The organism is Pseudomonas sp. (assembly GCF_040514055.1).
Classification (GTDB): Bacteria; Pseudomonadota; Gammaproteobacteria; order Pseudomonadales; family Pseudomonadaceae; genus Aquipseudomonas.
In genome coordinates, this window is the sequence record NZ_JBEVDL010000077.1 from 22,312 (window position 1) to 39,703 (window position 17,392).

Annotated in this window: 16 protein-coding genes; 9 read left to right on the plus strand and 7 right to left on the minus strand. The window is 67.3% G+C overall.

What is annotated here, in order from left to right:
• Nucleotides 1-12: 12 nt before the first annotated feature.
• Nucleotides 13-1,239 (minus strand): TerD family protein, encoded by a 1,227-nt coding sequence (locus tag ABWY06_RS20285; protein WP_353927391.1) that lies wholly within the window; start codon nt 1,237-1,239, stop codon nt 13-15.
• Nucleotides 1,236-1,823: a TerD family protein gene (locus ABWY06_RS20290; protein WP_353927392.1), complete on the minus strand. Its 588-nt coding sequence runs from the start codon at nt 1,821-1,823 to the stop codon at nt 1,236-1,238. Before ABWY06_RS20290 ends, ABWY06_RS20285 begins: the two co-directional genes overlap by 4 nt.
• Before the next feature lie 346 nt (nt 1,824-2,169).
• On the opposite strand from ABWY06_RS20290, the gene ABWY06_RS20295 reads away from it, so the two are divergent.
• The 8 genes from ABWY06_RS20295 to ABWY06_RS20330 all read left to right on the plus strand — a co-directional run bounded on the left by ABWY06_RS20295 (nt 2,170) and on the right by ABWY06_RS20330 (nt 9,666).
• The gene (locus tag ABWY06_RS20295; RefSeq protein WP_353927393.1) at nt 2,170-3,183 is read left to right on the plus strand and encodes an ATP-grasp domain-containing protein; all 1,014 of its coding nucleotides are present in this window, start codon (nt 2,170-2,172) and stop codon (nt 3,181-3,183) included.
• A gap of 1 nt (nt 3,184) precedes the next feature.
• Nucleotides 3,185-4,333, plus strand: a complete 1,149-nt coding sequence (locus ABWY06_RS20300) for a trypsin-like peptidase domain-containing protein (RefSeq protein WP_353927394.1) — start codon at nt 3,185-3,187, stop codon at nt 4,331-4,333.
• 89 nt (nt 4,334-4,422) lie between these two features.
• Nucleotides 4,423-4,974 carry a DUF1523 family protein gene (locus tag ABWY06_RS20305; RefSeq protein WP_353927395.1) on the plus strand — a complete coding sequence of 184 codons (552 nt, stop codon included), beginning with the start codon at nt 4,423-4,425 and terminating at the stop codon, nt 4,972-4,974.
• 120 nt (nt 4,975-5,094) lie between these two features.
• Nucleotides 5,095-6,228: a phosphoribosyltransferase domain-containing protein gene (locus tag ABWY06_RS20310; protein WP_353927396.1), complete on the plus strand. Its 1,134-nt coding sequence runs from the start codon at nt 5,095-5,097 to the stop codon at nt 6,226-6,228.
• Complete coding sequence (locus ABWY06_RS20315) at nt 6,218-6,982, plus strand: HAD family hydrolase (RefSeq protein WP_353927397.1); 765 nt, start codon at nt 6,218-6,220, stop codon at nt 6,980-6,982. Before ABWY06_RS20310 ends, ABWY06_RS20315 begins: the two co-directional genes overlap by 11 nt.
• Entirely contained in the window at nt 6,975-8,066 is a 1,092-nt protein-coding gene (locus tag ABWY06_RS20320; protein WP_353927398.1) for a cysteine protease StiP domain-containing protein, read from the plus strand. The genes ABWY06_RS20315 and ABWY06_RS20320 overlap by 8 nt, the downstream gene beginning before the upstream one ends.
• A complete protein-coding gene (locus ABWY06_RS20325; RefSeq protein ID WP_353927399.1) occupies nt 8,066-9,025 on the plus strand; it encodes an HpcH/HpaI aldolase/citrate lyase family protein in 960 nt (319 codons plus the stop codon). The genes ABWY06_RS20320 and ABWY06_RS20325 overlap by 1 nt, the downstream gene beginning before the upstream one ends.
• Nucleotides 9,022-9,666 (plus strand): HAD-IB family phosphatase, encoded by a 645-nt coding sequence (locus tag ABWY06_RS20330; protein WP_353927400.1) that lies wholly within the window; start codon nt 9,022-9,024, stop codon nt 9,664-9,666. Before ABWY06_RS20325 ends, ABWY06_RS20330 begins: the two co-directional genes overlap by 4 nt.
• Before the next feature lie 435 nt (nt 9,667-10,101).
• Here the strand turns inward: ABWY06_RS20330 and ABWY06_RS20335 are convergent, their stop codons facing one another.
• The 3 genes from ABWY06_RS20335 to ABWY06_RS20345 form a co-directional block, all read right to left on the minus strand.
• Nucleotides 10,102-11,481: a GTPase/DUF3482 domain-containing protein gene (locus ABWY06_RS20335; protein ID WP_353927467.1), complete on the minus strand. Its 1,380-nt coding sequence runs from the start codon at nt 11,479-11,481 to the stop codon at nt 10,102-10,104.
• A gap of 7 nt (nt 11,482-11,488) precedes the next feature.
• Nucleotides 11,489-12,883: a DUF2868 domain-containing protein gene (locus ABWY06_RS20340; protein ID WP_353927401.1), complete on the minus strand. Its 1,395-nt coding sequence runs from the start codon at nt 12,881-12,883 to the stop codon at nt 11,489-11,491.
• Nucleotides 12,884-13,003: 120 nt separating this feature from the next.
• Nucleotides 13,004-14,101: a glycerophosphodiester phosphodiesterase gene (locus tag ABWY06_RS20345; RefSeq protein WP_353927402.1), complete on the minus strand. Its 1,098-nt coding sequence runs from the start codon at nt 14,099-14,101 to the stop codon at nt 13,004-13,006.
• A 132-nt stretch (nt 14,102-14,233) separates the two neighbouring features.
• On the opposite strand from ABWY06_RS20345, the gene ABWY06_RS20350 reads away from it, so the two are divergent.
• Nucleotides 14,234-14,758 (plus strand): dihydrofolate reductase, encoded by a 525-nt coding sequence (locus ABWY06_RS20350; protein ID WP_353927403.1) that lies wholly within the window; start codon nt 14,234-14,236, stop codon nt 14,756-14,758.
• Between the two features lie 6 nt (nt 14,759-14,764).
• Here the strand turns inward: ABWY06_RS20350 and ABWY06_RS20355 are convergent, their stop codons facing one another.
• Nucleotides 14,765-15,226, minus strand: a complete 462-nt coding sequence (locus tag ABWY06_RS20355; protein WP_353927404.1) for a metallophosphoesterase family protein — start codon at nt 15,224-15,226, stop codon at nt 14,765-14,767.
• A 91-nt stretch (nt 15,227-15,317) separates the two neighbouring features.
• Nucleotides 15,318-17,165 (minus strand): dihydroxy-acid dehydratase, encoded by a 1,848-nt coding sequence (ilvD, locus tag ABWY06_RS20360; protein WP_353927405.1) that lies wholly within the window; start codon nt 17,163-17,165, stop codon nt 15,318-15,320.
• Nucleotides 17,166-17,392: the final 227 nt, after the last annotated feature.

Genomic DNA, 17,392 nt, shown 5'->3' on the forward strand with positions numbered 1-17,392 from the left:
CGGTAAATGAAGTCAGTCTTTGGAACCGGCGGCCCACCGCATGCCCCAGCCAAAGGCCTGATCGACCTCCTGATGGCCTTTGAAATAACGCACTTGGCGCGACACTTTGACCGTGCCGCCGACGTTTTCCAACAGGGCGATGGCGCACATGTTCATATTGTTGGTGCCTTCGGTCAGTTGCACCTCGATGGGCGGCTGGCCGGGGACGTACAGGGTGATCACGCCACCGGTGTGGGTCCAGTTGGGTGCGCCGTCGTAGATAAAGGCATAGATCAGCACCCGCTTGAGCGAGTCCCACTGGCTGCCATTGATCCGCATCCACTCGCCGTCGCTGACCGCACCGGTGCGATCATCGCCCTTGAGCTCGATAAAGGGCGGGTGCTCGAAACTGCCGAAGGCGTCGCCCAGGGCCTGCACCGCGCCCTTGCGTCCGTCAGCCAGTTCGAACAGGCAACCGACGTCCAGGTCGATGCCGTTGGAACTTTTGCCGAACAGACCCGACAGCAGGCCTTTGCTGGCCTGGGGCGTGCCGCGGTTCCAGTTCAGGTTGATGCGGATTTCGCCGAAGCCGCTGGCGGTTTTTTCCAGGCTAATGCTGCTGCGGGCCTTGTCCAGGGTGATCTTGCTCAGCGACACCGTGTTTTTGGGCGCTGCCGGCCCAGGCGCTGCCGGCTGAGGTGCGGCTGCCGGACTCGGTGCGGGGCTCGGCTGAGCGGGCGCGGCGACGTCAACGCCAAAGTGTTCGGCCAACGGCTGCAAGCCACCGGCAAAGCCCTGAGCGATGCTGCGAAATTTCCAGGCGCCCTGGCGACGATAGAACTCGCCGAGGATCAGCGCCGTTTCAGCCATGCCCTGGGTTGGGATGGGGGCCTCCAGCAAGGTGCCGCCAGTTTGGCCCACCACCAGGCTGAGGCTGTTCAGGGTGGCGAAGGTGGCGCGGTTTTCGTAGATGGTCGCTGTCAGGGCCACCTTGTCGATCGACGGATCCAGGCGTTCCAGCGCCAGGCTGAAGCTGACCTGCCCAGGGGCGGTATCGGTCAATTGCACGCTGCCGTCGGCGCTGGCCTTCTGGCCGTAGAAGATCATGTCCTGATCGCCGCGCACCTTGCCGGTGGCGGTCAGCAAAAAGGCAGACACGTCGATGTCGGCCCCTGCCACCTGCGTAGGGGCGAAACGCACGCTGACACTCAGCGTGCCGCTGGGCACGGCGGCATTGGCGCCCGGCGTCAGGCTGGTCATGCGGGCACGGCCTGGGCCGCCAGGTTGAGCAGGTCCTGCACGGTCCGGCCATTGGTGGGGGTGCCGATGGCGGTCATGTTCCAGCCGCTGGCGGTGCGTTGCAGCGCGGCCATGACCACCCCGGTGTGCGAGCCTTTTTCGCCCAGGTCGAAGCGCGCCAGTTCCTTGCGCGTGGCCAGGTCGACGATGCGGCAATAGGCGTTGGCCACCTTGTCGAAGGTCTGGCCCTGGAACGAGTTGACGGTGAACACCAGGGTCTGCACGTTGGCCGGCAGGCGGTTGAGGTCGACCTGGATGGTTTCATCGTCGCCTTCGCCTTCGCCGGTGCGGTTGTCGCCGGAGTGCTGGATGGAGCCGTCACGGGATTGCAGCTGCTGGAACCAGATATTGTCCAGTACCTGCTTCTGGGCATCGAACAGGATGCAGGAGGCGTCCAGGTCGATCTCGCTGGCGCCGCCCAGCAGCTTGCCGAAAAAGCCGCCGGCTTTGACCGGATCCCAGCCCAGGCCCATGCTTACGGAGCTGAGGCTGCTGGTTTGTTTTTCCAGAGAAATGGTCTGGTTTTTCGCAAGGGAGATCGTCATTGGGGAGTCCATACCGTGGTTGTAGGAAAGAAACCGCATCCGTCAGAGGCTAGACAGGGTCGAGCACAAAACCTGCACATCCAATGAAGGCGTGGCGACCTTACAGCCTAGTCAAAGGTTGCAGCCTGTCGAAACGCGCCGATTGGCCTTCATGGGCCGTAAAATATTAAGATGTTAAATGATCCTCGGTCCGGGCATCCAGCTGACGTTTTTCCAGATGTGTCTTGCCCCAGCCCCCGGCCCGGCTCTTTCGAACGGGCGAGACCGAACGCCTTTTATGCCCTCCTGGCGCGCCGTGGGCGTCTGAACCGCCCGCCGGCCCCTGCCGCACCCGTTAAGGACACACATGATCTGGTTCCTCGAAGGCCAATCCAGCCAGCGCGACGTGATCGAGGCGGCGCGACGTGCACTACCGGCCGAAGTGAAGGTGTACGCCTCCCACCGCCAGCATCGGCCTGAGATCACCGGCCAGGCCGACCTGGCCTGGCGCGAACCGGCCGATGACGCCGAACGTATCGCCTGGGTCCTCGCTCAGGCCCAGCGCCATGGGGTCCGCGTGGTGCTGGCCGGCCGCGCCGGCCAGGCGTTCGAGCCGGCCCGCGCGGCGTTCGAGGCGGCGGGGATCCAGCTGGTCACCGGCGCCCTGTCGCTGGCCAGCTTCGAGCGGGTCGATGACAAGGGGCTGTTCACCGACGCCGCCCGGGCGGCGGGCCTGGCCTGCGCCGAGTCCATAGTGGTGGAAACGGCGGAACAGCTGCAGCGGGCGATCGATCAGCTGGCCGCCTCCGGCCCGGTGTGCGTCAAGCCGACCCATGGCATCTATGGCCAGGGTTTCTGGCGGCTGTCCGCGGACAACGATCCGTTCAGCTGTTTCGCCAACCCCGATTCGCGCCAGGTGCAGACCGCGGCCTTCGTCGACGCCTACGCGCGCTCGCTCAAGCCCAAGCCGCAACTGGTGATGCGCTACCTGCCGGGGCAGGAGTGCTCGGTGGACATGGTCTGCGAAGCCGGCGTGGTGGTGGCCTGGGTCGCCCGGCGCAAGGCCGGTACCGTGCAGCGCCTGGAGCACAGCGGCCCGGCGGTGGAGCTGGCGCTGGGCGCGGCGGCGCAGTTCGGCTGCGACGGTATCGTCAACGTGCAGACCCGCGAGGATGCCGAGGGGCGCCCCTATCTGCTGGAAATCAACCCGCGCCCCTCGGGCGGCATCGGTTACACCGCGCTGGCCGGGATCAACCTGCCGGGCATTTTCGCCACCCGTCGCCTCGGTCTGGCCGAACCGCGCAGCGCCTGGCGCACCGGGGTAACGGTCAAGGCCCTGACCACGGCGGTCGCGGTCTCGGAACCCGCGCTGGAGGATTGAGATGATCAGGCTGACCCCGGGCGCCAATGCGCCGCTGCCCAACCAGCAACAGTGCCTGTTGCGCCTCGAGCGCGGCAGCGAGGACGGCCTGCTGGGCGACTACGCCGGGCTGGCGCTGTTGCCGGTGGACGAACGACGCATGCCCCAGGGGGAGGTGGCGCTGATCCACCGGCCCGATACGTCCTGGCTCAACTGGACCGGACAGAAAGACGTGCTGAGCTGCAGCTGCGCCCTCGGCCAGCTGCCGCCAGTGGTGGAGCGGGTGCTGGTGATTCTCTATGTGTTCCAGGCGGTGGGCCCGCTGCAGCGCCTGGGGCCGGTGACCCTGCGTGTCGACGAGGGGATCGAGTATGTCCATGACCTCGGCGATTCCGGCGAATCGGCCATGGTGCTGGCCGAGTTGTACCGCCGCCAGGGGACCTGGAAAGTCCGCGCCTTGGCCGACGGCTCCGCTTACGGGTTGGCGGCGCTTGGGCGGCGCCTGGGGGTCGAGCTCGACGAGCGCCATCCGCAGCGCGCGTCAGGCGGTTCGGGTGGCGCGGCGGAGCGGCGCAGCTGCACCGGAACCGGCTTCGCCGTGACCTCGCAACATATTCTTACCTGTGCCCATGTGATCGAAGGCGTCGACAGCCTTAGTATTGTCTCCTTTGACGGTCGGCATAGCGCCGAGCTGGTGGTGATGGACAGCAAAAACGACCTGGCCTTGCTGCGGGTGCCCCAGGCCGAGGCGTTCAAACCGGTGCGTTTTCGCGAGGGACTCGGCAGCGAACTGGGGGAGAATATCGTCACCCTCGGTTTTCCCCTGGCGGGCCTGGCCGGTGGCGGGGTGCAGGTGACCCAGGGCTGCGTTTCGGGGCTGTTCGGCCCCTTCGACGACGCCGGATTGATGCAGTTCACTGCACCCATCCAGCCGGGCTCCAGCGGCGGGCCGGTGTTCGACCCCAGCGGCCTGGTCGCCGGTGTCGTGACCTCCTCGATGCGCGATACCCAGAACATGAATTTCGCGGTGAAGAGCGCGCTGGTGCTGGCGTTTCTGGAAGCGGCCGGGTTGCAAGTGGGGCGGGCCCGGCCGGAACAGCCGATGACCACCCCCGAGTTGATCCGTCAGGTGCAGGGTGCGTTGTGGCGGGTCGAGGCCAAGGTTCACTGAACTTCCACCCGCCGCCCGGGCTCTGGTGCCAAGTACTGCCGGGCGCTGTAGGCGTGAGCGTCCAGTCCACATATTGAAGGGAGAACTCCATGAAAGCGTTGAAACGGCTGATGGCCGCGTTGGTGGTGCTGCTGGTCCTGGCCACGGGGGTGGCCCTGGATTACCTGTTGCCGCGTCACGAGGTGGTGTTGGTGACCGGTGTCGAGGTCAAGCGGGTGGACGACGACGGGGTGATCAACGCGGAAAACCCGGCCGATGGCCCGACCCGCGACGTCTATTACATCAACACCGAACACCCGGACACCCATGAGGTGATGGTCTATCGCAACGAAGACACCGGCTGGGGCTTTCCCTGGTATTTCAAGTTCGACTCGGCCGATGTCCAGGCCCGTGCCCAGGGGTTCTCCCGGGACTCCAAACAGCTGGCGCTGATTCGTCATTACGGCTGGCGCATTCAGATTCTTTCGGTCTTCCCGAACCTGGTGTCCGTCGAGGCTACCGACAGCCGGGACGAGCCCTTTGCGGTGTTCAATACCCTGTTCCTGGCGGTCTTGACCCTGCTGGTGCTGTTTGTCGCCTGGCGCCTGAGCCGACTGGTCCGCTCGCGTCGGGCGACCAGCGGCACCACCGTGGTGCCTTGATCCCAGGGCGTCGACCCGACGGTTGGCGCTTTTTACCGTTGCACCGGACGCGCCGCGAGCCCAGCTTGCGGCTCGTTTCGTTTTACCCCGGAATTTTTGCCGATGTTGCTGGAAGATCCCATGACCGATGTTGTTGCTCCGCCGACCCACGACCTGCATGTGCAGCTGGCCAGAGGGCGCCTGGATGTCCAGGTGACCCGTGCCAGTCAGGCGCCCGAAAGCCTGTTCGGCTTTGCCGAGCGGCGTAATCCCAAGCGCGCCTTCCTGTTCGTCTCCAAGGTCCTGGGCCGGCATATCCCGGTGCGTCCGGCGCTGATGGCCGAGAGTTTCGCGGCGCTGGCGCGGCTGATTCCGGCCGACCTGCCAGGCCCGGTGCTGGTCCTGGGCATGGCCGAAACCGCCGTGGGCCTGGGTGCCGGCGTGCACCGCGAGCTCAGCCGGGTACGCGACGACAGCGTCTACCTGACCAGCACCCGCCACCCGGTGGGTACGCCCCTGTTGACCCGCTTCGAGGAAGAACACAGCCACGCCTCGGCCCACCTGCTGCACCTGCCCCAGGACCCCGAGGTGCTGCGCCGGGTGCTGCAGGCGCGCAGCCTGGTGCTGGTCGATGACGAGGCCTCCACCGGCAAGACCTTTATCAACCTGTACCGGGCCCTGCAGGAGGCCGGGTTGAATCGCCTCGAACAGGTGGTCACTGCCACCCTGACCGACTGGTCCCAGGGCGCGGTGCGCCAGGCCCTGGGCGAGCAGGCCCGCTCGGTGGCGCTGCTCGAAGGCGCCTACCAATGGCATGCCGATCCGACGGCCGTGGCGCCGCAGATGCCCCAGGTGGACAGTGTCGCCCGTGGCGACTGGCCGCTGCAGGCGGGTAACGACTGGGCGCGGCTGGGTGTCTGCGCGCACCGCGATACCCTGAGTGCCGGGGTCGAGGTGCGGCCGGGCGAGCGTATCCTGGTGCTGGGCACCAGCGAATACGTCTGGCGCCCCTTTCTGTTGGCCGAGGCCCTGGAGCGACGCGGTGCCGACGTGCATTTTTCGTCCACCAGTCGCTCGCCGATCGCTTTGGGGCACGACGTACAGCATGCGTTGGCGTTTAACGACAACTATGGCCTGGGCATCGCCAACTTCCTGTATAACGTCGCCCCCGGTCAGTTCGACCGGGTGCTGCTGTGCAGCGAAACACCGGCGGCGGCGGTCGATCCGCAGCTGATAGCCGCCCTGAATGCCGAGGTGATAGTCGATGGCCAATAAACGTCCGCTGGTTTTTGTCGACCTGGATGACACCCTGTTCCAGAGCGCCCGCAAGATGGCGGATGAGCCGCGGCACGCGGCCTCGGTTGACCTGCAGGGCGCGGCCATCGGCTTTATGCGGCCGGTGCAGAAGCAATTCGTCGAATGGTTGCTGACCAGCGCCGACGTGGTGCCGGTGACGGCGCGCAGCGTCGAGGCCTACCTGCGCGTGCAACTGCCGTTCAGCCAGGGCGCGATCTGTGCCCATGGCGGCGCCATCCTGGGGCCTGACGGCAGCCTGGAGCCGACCTGGCACGGGCAGATGAGCGAGCGCTTGGCTGGGCACCAGGTGTCCTTGCCGCAGTTGTGCGCCGAGGTGCTGGCGTTGGGCGAGACCCTGGGTATTTCCCTGCGTGGCTGGGTGGTCGAAGAGCTGGGCCTGGCGAACTACGTGGTGATCAAACACAACGAGGACGACGACGAGGTGTTGGCCCGGCTGCTGGTCGCGGTGCGCGAGCGCAATCCGTTGAGCGGCCTGTACGTGCACCGCAACGGCAACAACCTGGCGTTCCTGCCCGAATGCCTGCGCAAGCGCACGGCGGTGCAGGAGTGGATCCGCCGCGATCGCCTGGCGGTCGGCGAACGACCGCTGCTGGGGTTTGGCGACAGCCTGTCGGACCTGGGGTTTCTCGGCGAGTGCGACTGGTGGGGCACGCCCTCCCGTGGCCAATTGGCCGCCGCGGTGATGACCCTGGATGGAGGTGTTCATGCCTGAGGCGCTCGACAGCCCCGTGCTGCACGGCAGTTACCTGGCCGAGGATGTGGAATTCCTGTTGCGGCCGCTGCAGATCGAAATTACCTCGGCCGAGGAGAAGGAGCGGCTGATCCAGTCGCGCCAGCGTCATTACTCGGACATGATCGGCGCCGAGCACCCACCCACCGAAGTGCACCAGGCCCTGTACCAGGCTGCCCTGGCGCAGAACGGTCAGCGCATGGCCGAGGATGTACAGGCGCTGGCCCTCGCCCTGGCCTCCCGCTACCGCGGCGTGGACCTGGCGCTGGTGTCCTTTGTACGCGCCGGCGCGCCCCTGGGCGCCTTGCTGCGCCGGGCGCTGGTGGATCAGGGCCTGACGGTGCGGCATTACGGCCTGAGCATCATCCGCGATCGGGGTATCGACTCGGTGGCCTTGGAGCGGGTGATCGCCCGGCATGGCGCGCCGAACATCCTGTTCATCGACGGCTGGACCGGCAAGGGCGCCATCGCCGGCGAACTGCAGCGCTGCCTGGCGGCGGATGCCCGCTTTGCCGCCCCGCCGCGCTTGGTGACCCTGGCCGATCCCTGTGGCCATGCCTGGCTGGCGCCCTCCAGCGAAGACTGGCTGATTCCTTCCGGGATCCTCGGGGCCACGGTCTCAGGCTTGATTTCGCGGACCATCTGGACCGAGGATGGCGGTTATCACGGTTGCATGTGGTACGAAAACCTGCGTCCCTATGATGTGACCGCGGCCTTCGTCGAAACCCTCGATGCCTTGCGCCGGGCCTTGCCGCCGTCGATCAGCGCCGCCCAGCCGTGGTCGAGCGAGCAGCGCCAGGCCCTGCAGGCGGCCGCTGGACGTACCATCGCGGGGCTGACCGAGCGCTTCGCCGTGGATAACCCGAACCGGATCAAACCGGGCATCGCCGAGGCCACCCGCGCCGTGCTGCGGCGCGTGCCGGAAAGCGTGCTGGTACGCCGGCGCGACGACCCGGATGTGCGGTTGCTGGTGCACCTGGCGACCAGCGTAGGGATCGAGGTCGAGGAAGCCGGCGCGGCATTGGGGCCCTATCGGGCCGTCACCATCATTAAAAGGGTTCGCTAATGGACAGGCTTTCGCCCTACGCCCTGGGGGCCACCTTGTATATGCCGGCGACTCGCCAGGACCTGCCGGAGGTGGTCTTCGCCCAGAAGATCGTCGGCCTGCGCTCCCTGGTGGTATGCCTGGAAGATGCGGTGGCCGAGCTGGACGTCAACGTCGCCTTGCTCAACCTGCGTGGTCTGCTGGAAGAGATCGAGGCCCGCGGTGGTCGGCCGGCGACCGGTCCGCTGTTGTTCGTGCGGCCGCGCAGCGCGGAAATGGCCGCGCGACTGAACGACTGGCCGTTGATCGAGCATGTCGACGGGTTTGTCCTGCCCAAGCTGGGCCTGAACAACCTGCGCGCCTGGGAACTGGCGGTCGCCGCTTCGCACCTGTGCCTGATGCCCACGCTGGAAACCCCGGAAGTCTTCGACCCGGGCGCCATGAGCGAGCTGCGCGCGGCGCTGCTGGCCGGCGATGCCAGGCGCATCATCGCCCTGCGCATCGGCGGCAATGACCTGATGGGCTGCCTCGGCTTGCGCCGCAACCCGCGCACCACGCTGTACAGCACGCCCATGAGCTATGTGATCGCCATGCTCAGCGGCATCATGGGCTCCGCCGGTTTTGCCCTGACCGGCCCGGTGTTCGAGGGGCTGGATGACCTGCAGTTGCTGGAGGAGGAGCTGGCGCTGGACGTGGCCCATGGCCTGGTGGGCAAGACCGCGATCCACCCGCTGCAGATTCCAATCATCCATAGGGCCCTGCAGGTGTGCCCCCAGGACCATGCCGCGGCGCAGCTGATCCTGGCGGCGGAAGCCCCGGCGGTGTTCCAGTTCAACGGCAGCATGTGCGAGCCGGCCACCCACAGCAAATGGGCCCATGCCATGGTGCAGCGGGCCCACTGGCATGGCATCCGCGACGATGCCGGTGGCTGCAGTGGCGTCGACCTGCCCGGCCTGCGCGCGATCCGGGGGGTGGCATGAGCCTGCTGGCCGGCGCGCCGCCGGCGGCCCAGGGCCCGCTGTCGCTGGAGCCGGCGCTGGAGCGGCTGTCGGTGTTCGACTTTGACGGAACCCTGAGCTACCGCGACAGTTTCGTGCCTTTTCTGCGGTTCGCCTTTGGCACCTACCGCTTCGGCCTGCGCTTGACCGCCAGTGGCAGCCCGCGCTACCTGTATGGTGGGGTCAGCCGCGACGTGATGAAGGCGCGACTGATCCGCTCCTTCCTGCGCGGCGTTTCCCTGGACTGGTTCGAGGAGCGCGCCCAGGCGTTCTGCCAGCAGCAGTGGACGCGCATGATGCGCCCCGCCGGCCTGCTGGCGGTGGCCAGCGAGCTGGAACAAGGTAGGCTGGTCAGCCTTTGCTCGGCCTCTCCGGCCTTTATGCTGCGGCCCTTTGCCCAGCGCCTGGGGGTCAACCTGATCGGCACCAACCTGGAAGTGGTCGACGGCCTGCTTACCGGCGAGCTGATCGGTCGCAACTGCCGGCGCGACGAGAAAGTGCTGCGCCTGATTCACGCCTACGGTCCGCTGGAGCAGTATCACTTGCGCGCGTGGGGCAACTCCAGTGGTGATACCGAACTGCTCGCGGCGGCCCAGGAATCCTTCTGGCGGCCGTTTCGCTAGGGGATGATTGACGCGTTTACAACCGCAGGACTGACCCGGGGCACCTGGACGCCCATGGTGGGTTGCGCGGCTTGGTAGCCTGCGCAGAGGCCCGATTCGTTGTCGGTGCTGCAAACCCACCCTACGGACTTGCCTGGATACCTGCCTGCACGGGTATGACGAGGGGGTAGCGAGTTCGTAGGATGGGTTGAGCGCAGCGATACCCATCGAGCAAGTGCCCCGTGGAGAGGGTGCACAAGCCCATGAGCTAGAGCCAAAAACTGCGCAAAAGCTCGCGGGTTGCACCCGCCCTACAAAAGCGCCCGCAGCACCTTCCGCATGGTGTAAACAGCCAAAGCGGTGAGACACAGGCTGTTGGTGAAACGCTCTAGACCCTTAGAACGGTCTCGGTGCGCTTACCTACGACAGCTCGCCGTTAAACCGATCCGGTTTAAGCTATTCGCCGTTGCCCAGCGCCAGGCTCAGCCGGGCCAGCTGTTCCTCGCGTTCGGCCTGTTGCAGGTTCGCCCCGGGATTGAGGGCGGACCAGTCGGGGTGGGCGCGGGCAGTGTGCAGGGGCTGCGGCAACTTGCCGGCGCGCCACCGCGCATCTTGCGCCGGCGCGGTGGTGGGCAGCTGGATCGCCGCCGTCGCGGCATGCCCCCGGGCCTCCAGGGCCTGCAGCAGCTGGCTCTGGCGCACCCCCAGCAGGCGCAGCACGCTTTCGTCCACCGTCAGCTCGCGGCGTCCCTTGACCTTGGCCAGCAGGCGCGCGCCGTAGCCGCGGGCGGTCTGCAAGGCACCACCGGCCAAGGCGCCGGCCAGGGTCGCGGCGCCCAGGGTGATGCCCGCGAACATCAGGTCGATGCCGACCCCCGCGGCCACCCCGGCCGCCACCCCGCCCCCGATATGGATGCCGAGTTGTTTGAGGGTTTCCGGGTTGAACAGGTCGTCGCCCCAGCGCCCATCGAGCAACGGCAGCTCCGCCGTGCGGGCGTCTTCCCGGCGGAAGGCATAGAGCCGCAGCAGCGCGTCCACGCAGCGCTGTTCACGCTGGCGCAGGTCGTTGCGCAAGGCCTGGATCGCCTCCGGCTCCTGTTCGGGCGCGACGCTGCGGCGGCAGGCGGCGGCATCCAGCAGCAGCTCGGCGATCAGCCGCCAGCCGCTGGCGCGACGGGCCTGGCGCTGGCGCTCATGGTCCTCGATCAGCCGTTGCAACCGGGGACGGGCCTGCTCCTGCAGCAGTGCCAGGCTTTCGTACAAGCGGCGTTCGCCGTCCAGCGCCGGGGTCACGCTGTCGAACCGCACCAGGGCATGCAGGCCCAGGCGGGCCAGGGCCTCGCGCCACTCCTCGGCGCGGTGCTGGGCACTGGCGACGAAGTTCAGCACCGGCAGCAACGGCCGGCCGGCCATGGCAAGTATCGCCAGCTCATCGCGGTACTTGGCCAGCACCGGCTCGCGGGCGTCGAGCACATAGAGCCCGGCGTCGCACTCCAGCAATTGGCGCAGCACCTTGGCTTCCTGCTCGAAGCGCTGACGGGCCTCGCTGCCGTCGAGAAAGCGCCGCAACCGGGCGGGGCCGTCCAGCCGTTCGCCCGGCTGATCGAGGCGCTCCAGGTATTCCAGCAAGGCAATGGCATCTTCCAGGCCCGGGGTGTCGTAAAGTTCCAGCAGGGCTTGGCCGTCCACCGACAGGCGCGCGCCTTCGACGTGGCGGGTGGTGCTGGGACGATGGGACACCTCGCCGAAGCCGACGTCACGGGTCAGGGTGCGCAGCAGCGACGTCTTGCCGACATTGGTGTGGCCGACCACGGCCAACCGCAGCGGTTTGTGCAGGGCGGTGTCACTCATGGCCGGTCTCCAGCCAGGCCAGCGGTGCGCTGTCGGCATAGGACAGCCCGAGTGCCTGCAGGGCGGCATGCCAATCGCCCAGGCGCTCGCTGTCCAGCGCCTCGCCCGGGGGCGGGGGCAGCAGCCACAGGCGGGTGAGGCTGGCGCATCGGGCCAGCTCGCCAATCAATGCCAGGGTACCGCGGTCCGGCGAGCGACGTGGATCGCAGGCGATCACCAGGCGCGCGGCGGGAAAACGGCTTAGCTGGTCCAGCAGTTGGCGGCGTTGTTCGCGGCTGTCGAGCACGCCGGCGTCGACCACACCCCGAGGCAGGCTCGGTGGCCAGGGTCGTTCCAGTTCGATGGCGACCAACAGGGCCGCGCCCTGAGCGCCTGCCGAGGAGATGCCCGGCGCACTGGCCAGGGGCGCGCTGGCAGGATCGCTGATGCCCAGGCGCTCGCTGCCCGGCTGCAGCCGCTCGCGCAGCAGGGCGTAACCGGGCAGGCTCGGGTCCAGGCGCAGGGCAGCGCAGCCGCGGCGCCAGCGCCACAGGCACAGCAGCGCCAACAGCAGGCGCGGCAGCAGGCCATACACCAGCAGCACGCCGACCAGCCATGCCGCCCAGCGCTGCCGCGCGGCTTCGCCAGCCAGCACCTGGTCGCTGCTGGCGCGGATCAGCTCGCTGTCCGGCTGCGGGACGCCCAGCAGCGCCGGCAGCGCGCCAAGGCCGTGGGTCAGGCTGACAAAGGTCTCGCCGCCGAGCAGGGTACTTTCCCAGGCAAAGCCGTAGCGGCGGCTGGCGAACAGCAGCAGCAGGGTCAAGGTGGCGCTCAACAGCGCCACCAGCCACAGGCCATGCACCAGCAGGCCGAGCCCCCAGCGGCCAAGCCGATGGCGTTGCAGCAGCACCAGCAAGGCCGCTGGCAGCTGCGCAGCTTGGGCATCCCGGGCGAATTTGCCGCTCAACCACAGCCACAGGCCTGCGAGGGGCCCGCCCCCGTCACTGCTCAGTAGCCAGCCCAGGGCCCAGCCGAGCAGTAACAGCAGGTTCAGGCCGAGCAGGCTACCCAGGGCCCACAACAGATTGACTGGCCGCGACCCGTCGCCCAGGGCGCTAAATGCCAGGCCCGCACCGCTGAGCACGGCCAGCAGCAGCAAGCCGAGCAGCGCCAGGCGTGCGCCGTGCAGCCAATGCCGCAACGCGGCCAGTTGCCCGTCGCGTTCGGCCAGCCACAGGGCGCGGGTTTGCAGGCGCTCGGCGAGCTCGCCGCCGGCGGCCTGGGCGCGGCGGTTGGCCTCGCTGTCTTCCAGCGGGCCGGCCTGCTCCTCGCGCAGGCGTATGGCCTCGCTCAACCAGAGGCGCTGCAAGGCTGTTGGTGGGGGTACGGCGGCAGGGACAGCGGTCACGCGGACTCTCGCACTTCGGGGCAAGCCTGAGCATACCCTTGCGCGGGCTCCGGGAAAAACCCTAATCCGCCGCGAGCGCGGCACGCCCGGTCTGACGGCGTAACGGCACGCGAGTGCGCGCTAGGGCGCGGCTCGCACGCGCACGGCGATATCGGCCTGATCGGTGAACAGGCCATCGACGCCGGCGGCCAGAAAGGCGCGGATCTCCGTCTCGAGGTCGCCGCGACCGGCCGGGTCGCTGCCTTGGCGCAGGTCGCTCGGCAAAAAGGCATTTTCCGCACGGAAGGTGTAGGGGTGCACCTTGAGTCCCACGGCATGGGCGTTGGCGATGAAGGCCGTGGGCTGTCCCAGGTTGCCGGCGGCGTCGCGGGGGATGATATAAGCCTTGTCCGGACCGACGCCGCTGGCATAACGGGCGATGTCTCGAAGGCCCTCGGGCGTGGCCATGCGCGTATAGGTCAGCGGGCTGCCACGCAGCTGCTGGTCATAGGGCTGGCCGGCGCCAAGCAGCTGCACCAGGCGCAGCCGCGTGAGGCCGCGCAGGGTCTTGAGGTTGTCCACTTCGAAGGACTGGATATGCACCGGTGCCGATGCGCCGAAGTAACCGTTGCGGTGCAGCAGGCGCACCAGGGGTCGCTCCATGGCCAGGCCCAGTCGCTGGAAGTGGCTGGGATGTTTGGTCTCCGGGTACAGGCCGATACGGCGCTGCTGGCTGAGTTGCAGGCTTTTCACCAGGTCGATGATTTCCTGCAGGGTGGGAATTTCGAAGGCCCGGTCCAGGCGCGCATTGCCGGGACGAATCGTGGGGATGCGTTCGATGGCGTGCAGGGTCTTGAGTTCGGCCAGGCTGAAGTCTTCACTGAACCAGCCGCTGAGCGGTACGCCATCGACGCTCTGGGTCCGTTTACGGGCCGCGAATTCGGGGTGTTGCGAGACGTCGGTGGTCAGACCCAGTTCGTTGTCGTGGCGCGCCACCAAGTGCCCGTCCCGGGTCATGACCAGGTCCGGTTCGATGGAGTCGGCGCCTTGCAGGATGGCCAGCGCATAGGCAGCCAGGGTGTGCTCGGGGACATAACCACTGGCGCCGCGGTGGGCGATGATCAAGGGTGCGGTGTGAGTGTCGGTGGGCAGGAGCGTGGCCTGGCTGGGCAGCCCGGCCAGCAGCAGGCAGGCGCCGAGCAGCCAGCGGCTTATGGGCGTACGAAGGTTGAGCGGCATGTCGGCATCTCCTTTGCGAGGTGAACGTCTAAGCCTGCCGCCAGGGGCGTGACGGTTTAACGATACCGCCATATCTTTTTTGCCAGGTCGCGCAGGCTGGCTCCAGCGCCTGGCTCTGGTATCCTGCGCGGCATGAACCCGCCTCGACTTCCCCTCGCCCTGATCGCCGCCTTCGCCCACAACCGTGTCATCGGCCGCGATAACCAAATGCCCTGGCACTTGCCGGCGGACCTCAAGCATTTCAAGGCCATGACCCTTGGCAAGCCGATCATCATGGGGCGCAAGACCTGGGACTCCCTGGGACGGCCGCTGCCCGGCCGGCTCAATCTGGTGGTCAGCCGCCAGCCCGGGTTGGTGCTGGCCGGGGCCGAAGTCTTTGCCTCCCTGGACGCGGCTCTTGAGCGGGCCGATGCCTGGGCCCGCGAGCAGGGCGCAACGGAGCTGATGCTGATCGGTGGCGCCCAGCTGTATACGCTGGGTTTGCCCCTTGCTTCCCGCCTCTACCTGACCCGGATCGAGCTCAGCCCCGAGGGCGATGCCTGGTTCCCCGAGTTCATCGAGGAGCAGTGGCAACAGGTCTCGTGCGATAAGCACGCGGCCACGGCGGATACCCCAGCCTACGCGTTCAAGCAGTACGAACGCTGTCTGACGCCCTGACGCGGGCTAAACCTTTAGCTCGATCAGTTCGGCGCGAAGGTCGCCCTCCTCGAGGTGCAGCAGGCCGAGCGAGATCGGCAACTTGAAGCGCCGCGGCCCGGCGCTGCCCGGGTTGCAATAGAGCACGCCGCCGCGGGTGTCGATCAGCGGTTTATGAGAATGCCCACTGAGCACCAGGTCAATGCCTTCCCGGGCGGGATCGATGTTCAGGTCCTTGAGGTCGTGCAGCAGGTACAGCCGGTGGGGGCCGATTTCCAGCCGCAGGTGCTCGGGCAGCTCGGCCGCCCAGTCCTGGGTGTCGTTGTTGCCGCGCACCGCGTGCAGCGGCGCCAGTTGGCCCAGGGCCTCGAGTATCCGCGGGTGACCGATATCGCCCGCGTGCAGGATCAGTTCGCAGCCGGCCAGGGCGGTCAGTGCTTCGGGCCTCAGCAGGCCGTGGGTGTCGGCGATCAGGCCGATTGTCTTCATGCCGGAGCTCCTCGTGCCAGTCCCGTCATGGGATCGCCGGCTGGATAAAAAAACCCGGCACGCAGCCGGGTTTTTCAGTGCGGTCGACGGTTCAGGGCACCAGTTTGTCCAACAGGGCCTTGTCGCGCACGGCGCCCTTGTCGGCACTGGTGGCCAACAGGGCGTAGGCCTTGAGCGCGGTGGTGACCTTGCGGGGACGCTGCTCCACCGGTTTCCAGCCTTTCTGCTCCTGGTCGGCGCGACGGGCGGCAAGCTCGGCGTCGTCGACCAGCAGGTTGATCGAGCGGTTGGGAATGTCGATCAGCACCTTGTCGCCGTCGCGGACCAGACCGATGGCGCCGCCCGCGGCGGCTTCCGGCGAGGCGTGGCCGATCGACAGGCCCGAGGTGCCGCCGGAGAAACGGCCGTCGGTGAACAGTGCGCAGGCTTTGCCCAGGCCCTGGGATTTCAGGTACGAAGTGGGGTAGAGCATCTCCTGCATGCCCGGGCCGCCTTTGGGGCCCTCATAGCGGATGATGACGATATCGCCGGCCTTGACCTCGTCGGCCAGGATGCCGCGCACCGCGCTGTCCTGGCTCTCGAAGATCTTCGCATTGCCCTCGAAGACATGAATCGATTCGTCCACGCCGGCGGTCTTCACCACGCAGCCATCCTGGGCGATATTGCCGTAGAGCACGGCCAGGCCGCCCTCCTGGGAATAGGCGTGCTCGACGCTGCGGATGCAGCCGTGCTCGCGGTCATCGTCCACCGTGTCCCAGCGGGTGCTCTGGCTGAAGGCGGTCTGGGTCGGGATGCCCGCCGGGCCGGCCCTGAAGAAGGTGTGTACCGCTTCGTCGGTGGTCTGGGTGATGTCCCAGGTGGCAATGCCTTCGGCCAGGGTCCGACTGTGCACGGTCGGCAGGTCGGTGTGCAGCAGGCCGCCACGGGCCAGTTCGCCGAGGATGCTGAAGATGCCGCCAGCGCGGTGCACGTCTTCCATATGGTACTTCTGGATATTCGGCGCCACCTTGCACAGCTGCGGCACCTTGCGCGACAGGCGATCGATGTCGCGCAGGTCGAAATCGATCTCGGCTTCCTGGGCGGCGGCCAACAGGTGCAGGATGGTGTTGGTCGAGCCACCCATGGCGATGTCCAGGCTCATGGCGTTTTCGAAGGCCTTGAAGTTGGCGACATTGCGCGGCAGCACCGACTCGTCGTCGTCCTGGTAGTAACGCTTGCACAGCTCGACCACGGTGCGGCCGGCGCGCAGGAACAACTGCTCGCGGTCGCTGTGGGTGGCCAGGGTCGAACCGTTGCCCGGCAGGGCCAGGCCCAGGGCTTCCATCAGGCAGTTCATCGAGTTGGCGGTGAACATGCCGGAGCAGGAGCCGCAGGTCGGGCAGGCGCTGCGCTCGTACTCGGCGACCTTCTCGTCGCTGGCGTTCTTGTCGGCGGCGATGACCATGGCGTCGACCAGGTCCAGGCCATGGCTGGCCAGCTTGGTCTTGCCGGCTTCCATCGGTCCGCCGGAAACGAAGACCACCGGGATGTTCAGGCGCAAGGCGGCCATCAGCATGCCGGGGGTGATCTTGTCGCAGTTGGAGATGCAGACGATGGCATCGGCGCAGTGCGCATTGACCATGTACTCCACCGAGTCGGCGATGATCTCGCGGCTGGGCAGCGAATAAAGCATGCCGTCATGGCCCATGGCGATGCCATCGTCCACCGCGATGGTGTTGAATTCCTTGGCCACGCCCCCGGCTTTTTCGATCTCGCGGGCGACCAGCTGGCCCATGTCCTTGAGGTGCACGTGGCCCGGGACGAACTGGGTGAAGGAGTTGGCGATGGCAATGATCGGTTTTTTGAAATCCTCGTCCTTCATCCCGGTGGCGCGCCACAACGCACGGGCGCCGGCCATGTTGCGGCCATGGGTGGAGGTTTTTGAACGGTAATCAGGCATGACGTCTTCCTGGGGCTAGTCGGTGGCGCGGCCCTGCGGGTCGCTTGTTCGTCTGTGAGCGCGGGCTGCCCAGGGCCGGCGACTATGGTCGCCTGGCCGTTGGCGTGCACCGGGTGGATGCAGGCCATCGGGCGACAGGGCGCAGCGGGGTGGCCGCGTGCCCTGCAGGGGCTCACTTGCCCGCCGGAGAGTGGATGGCGAGGGATGGCCGATTCTACCCCGCGCCC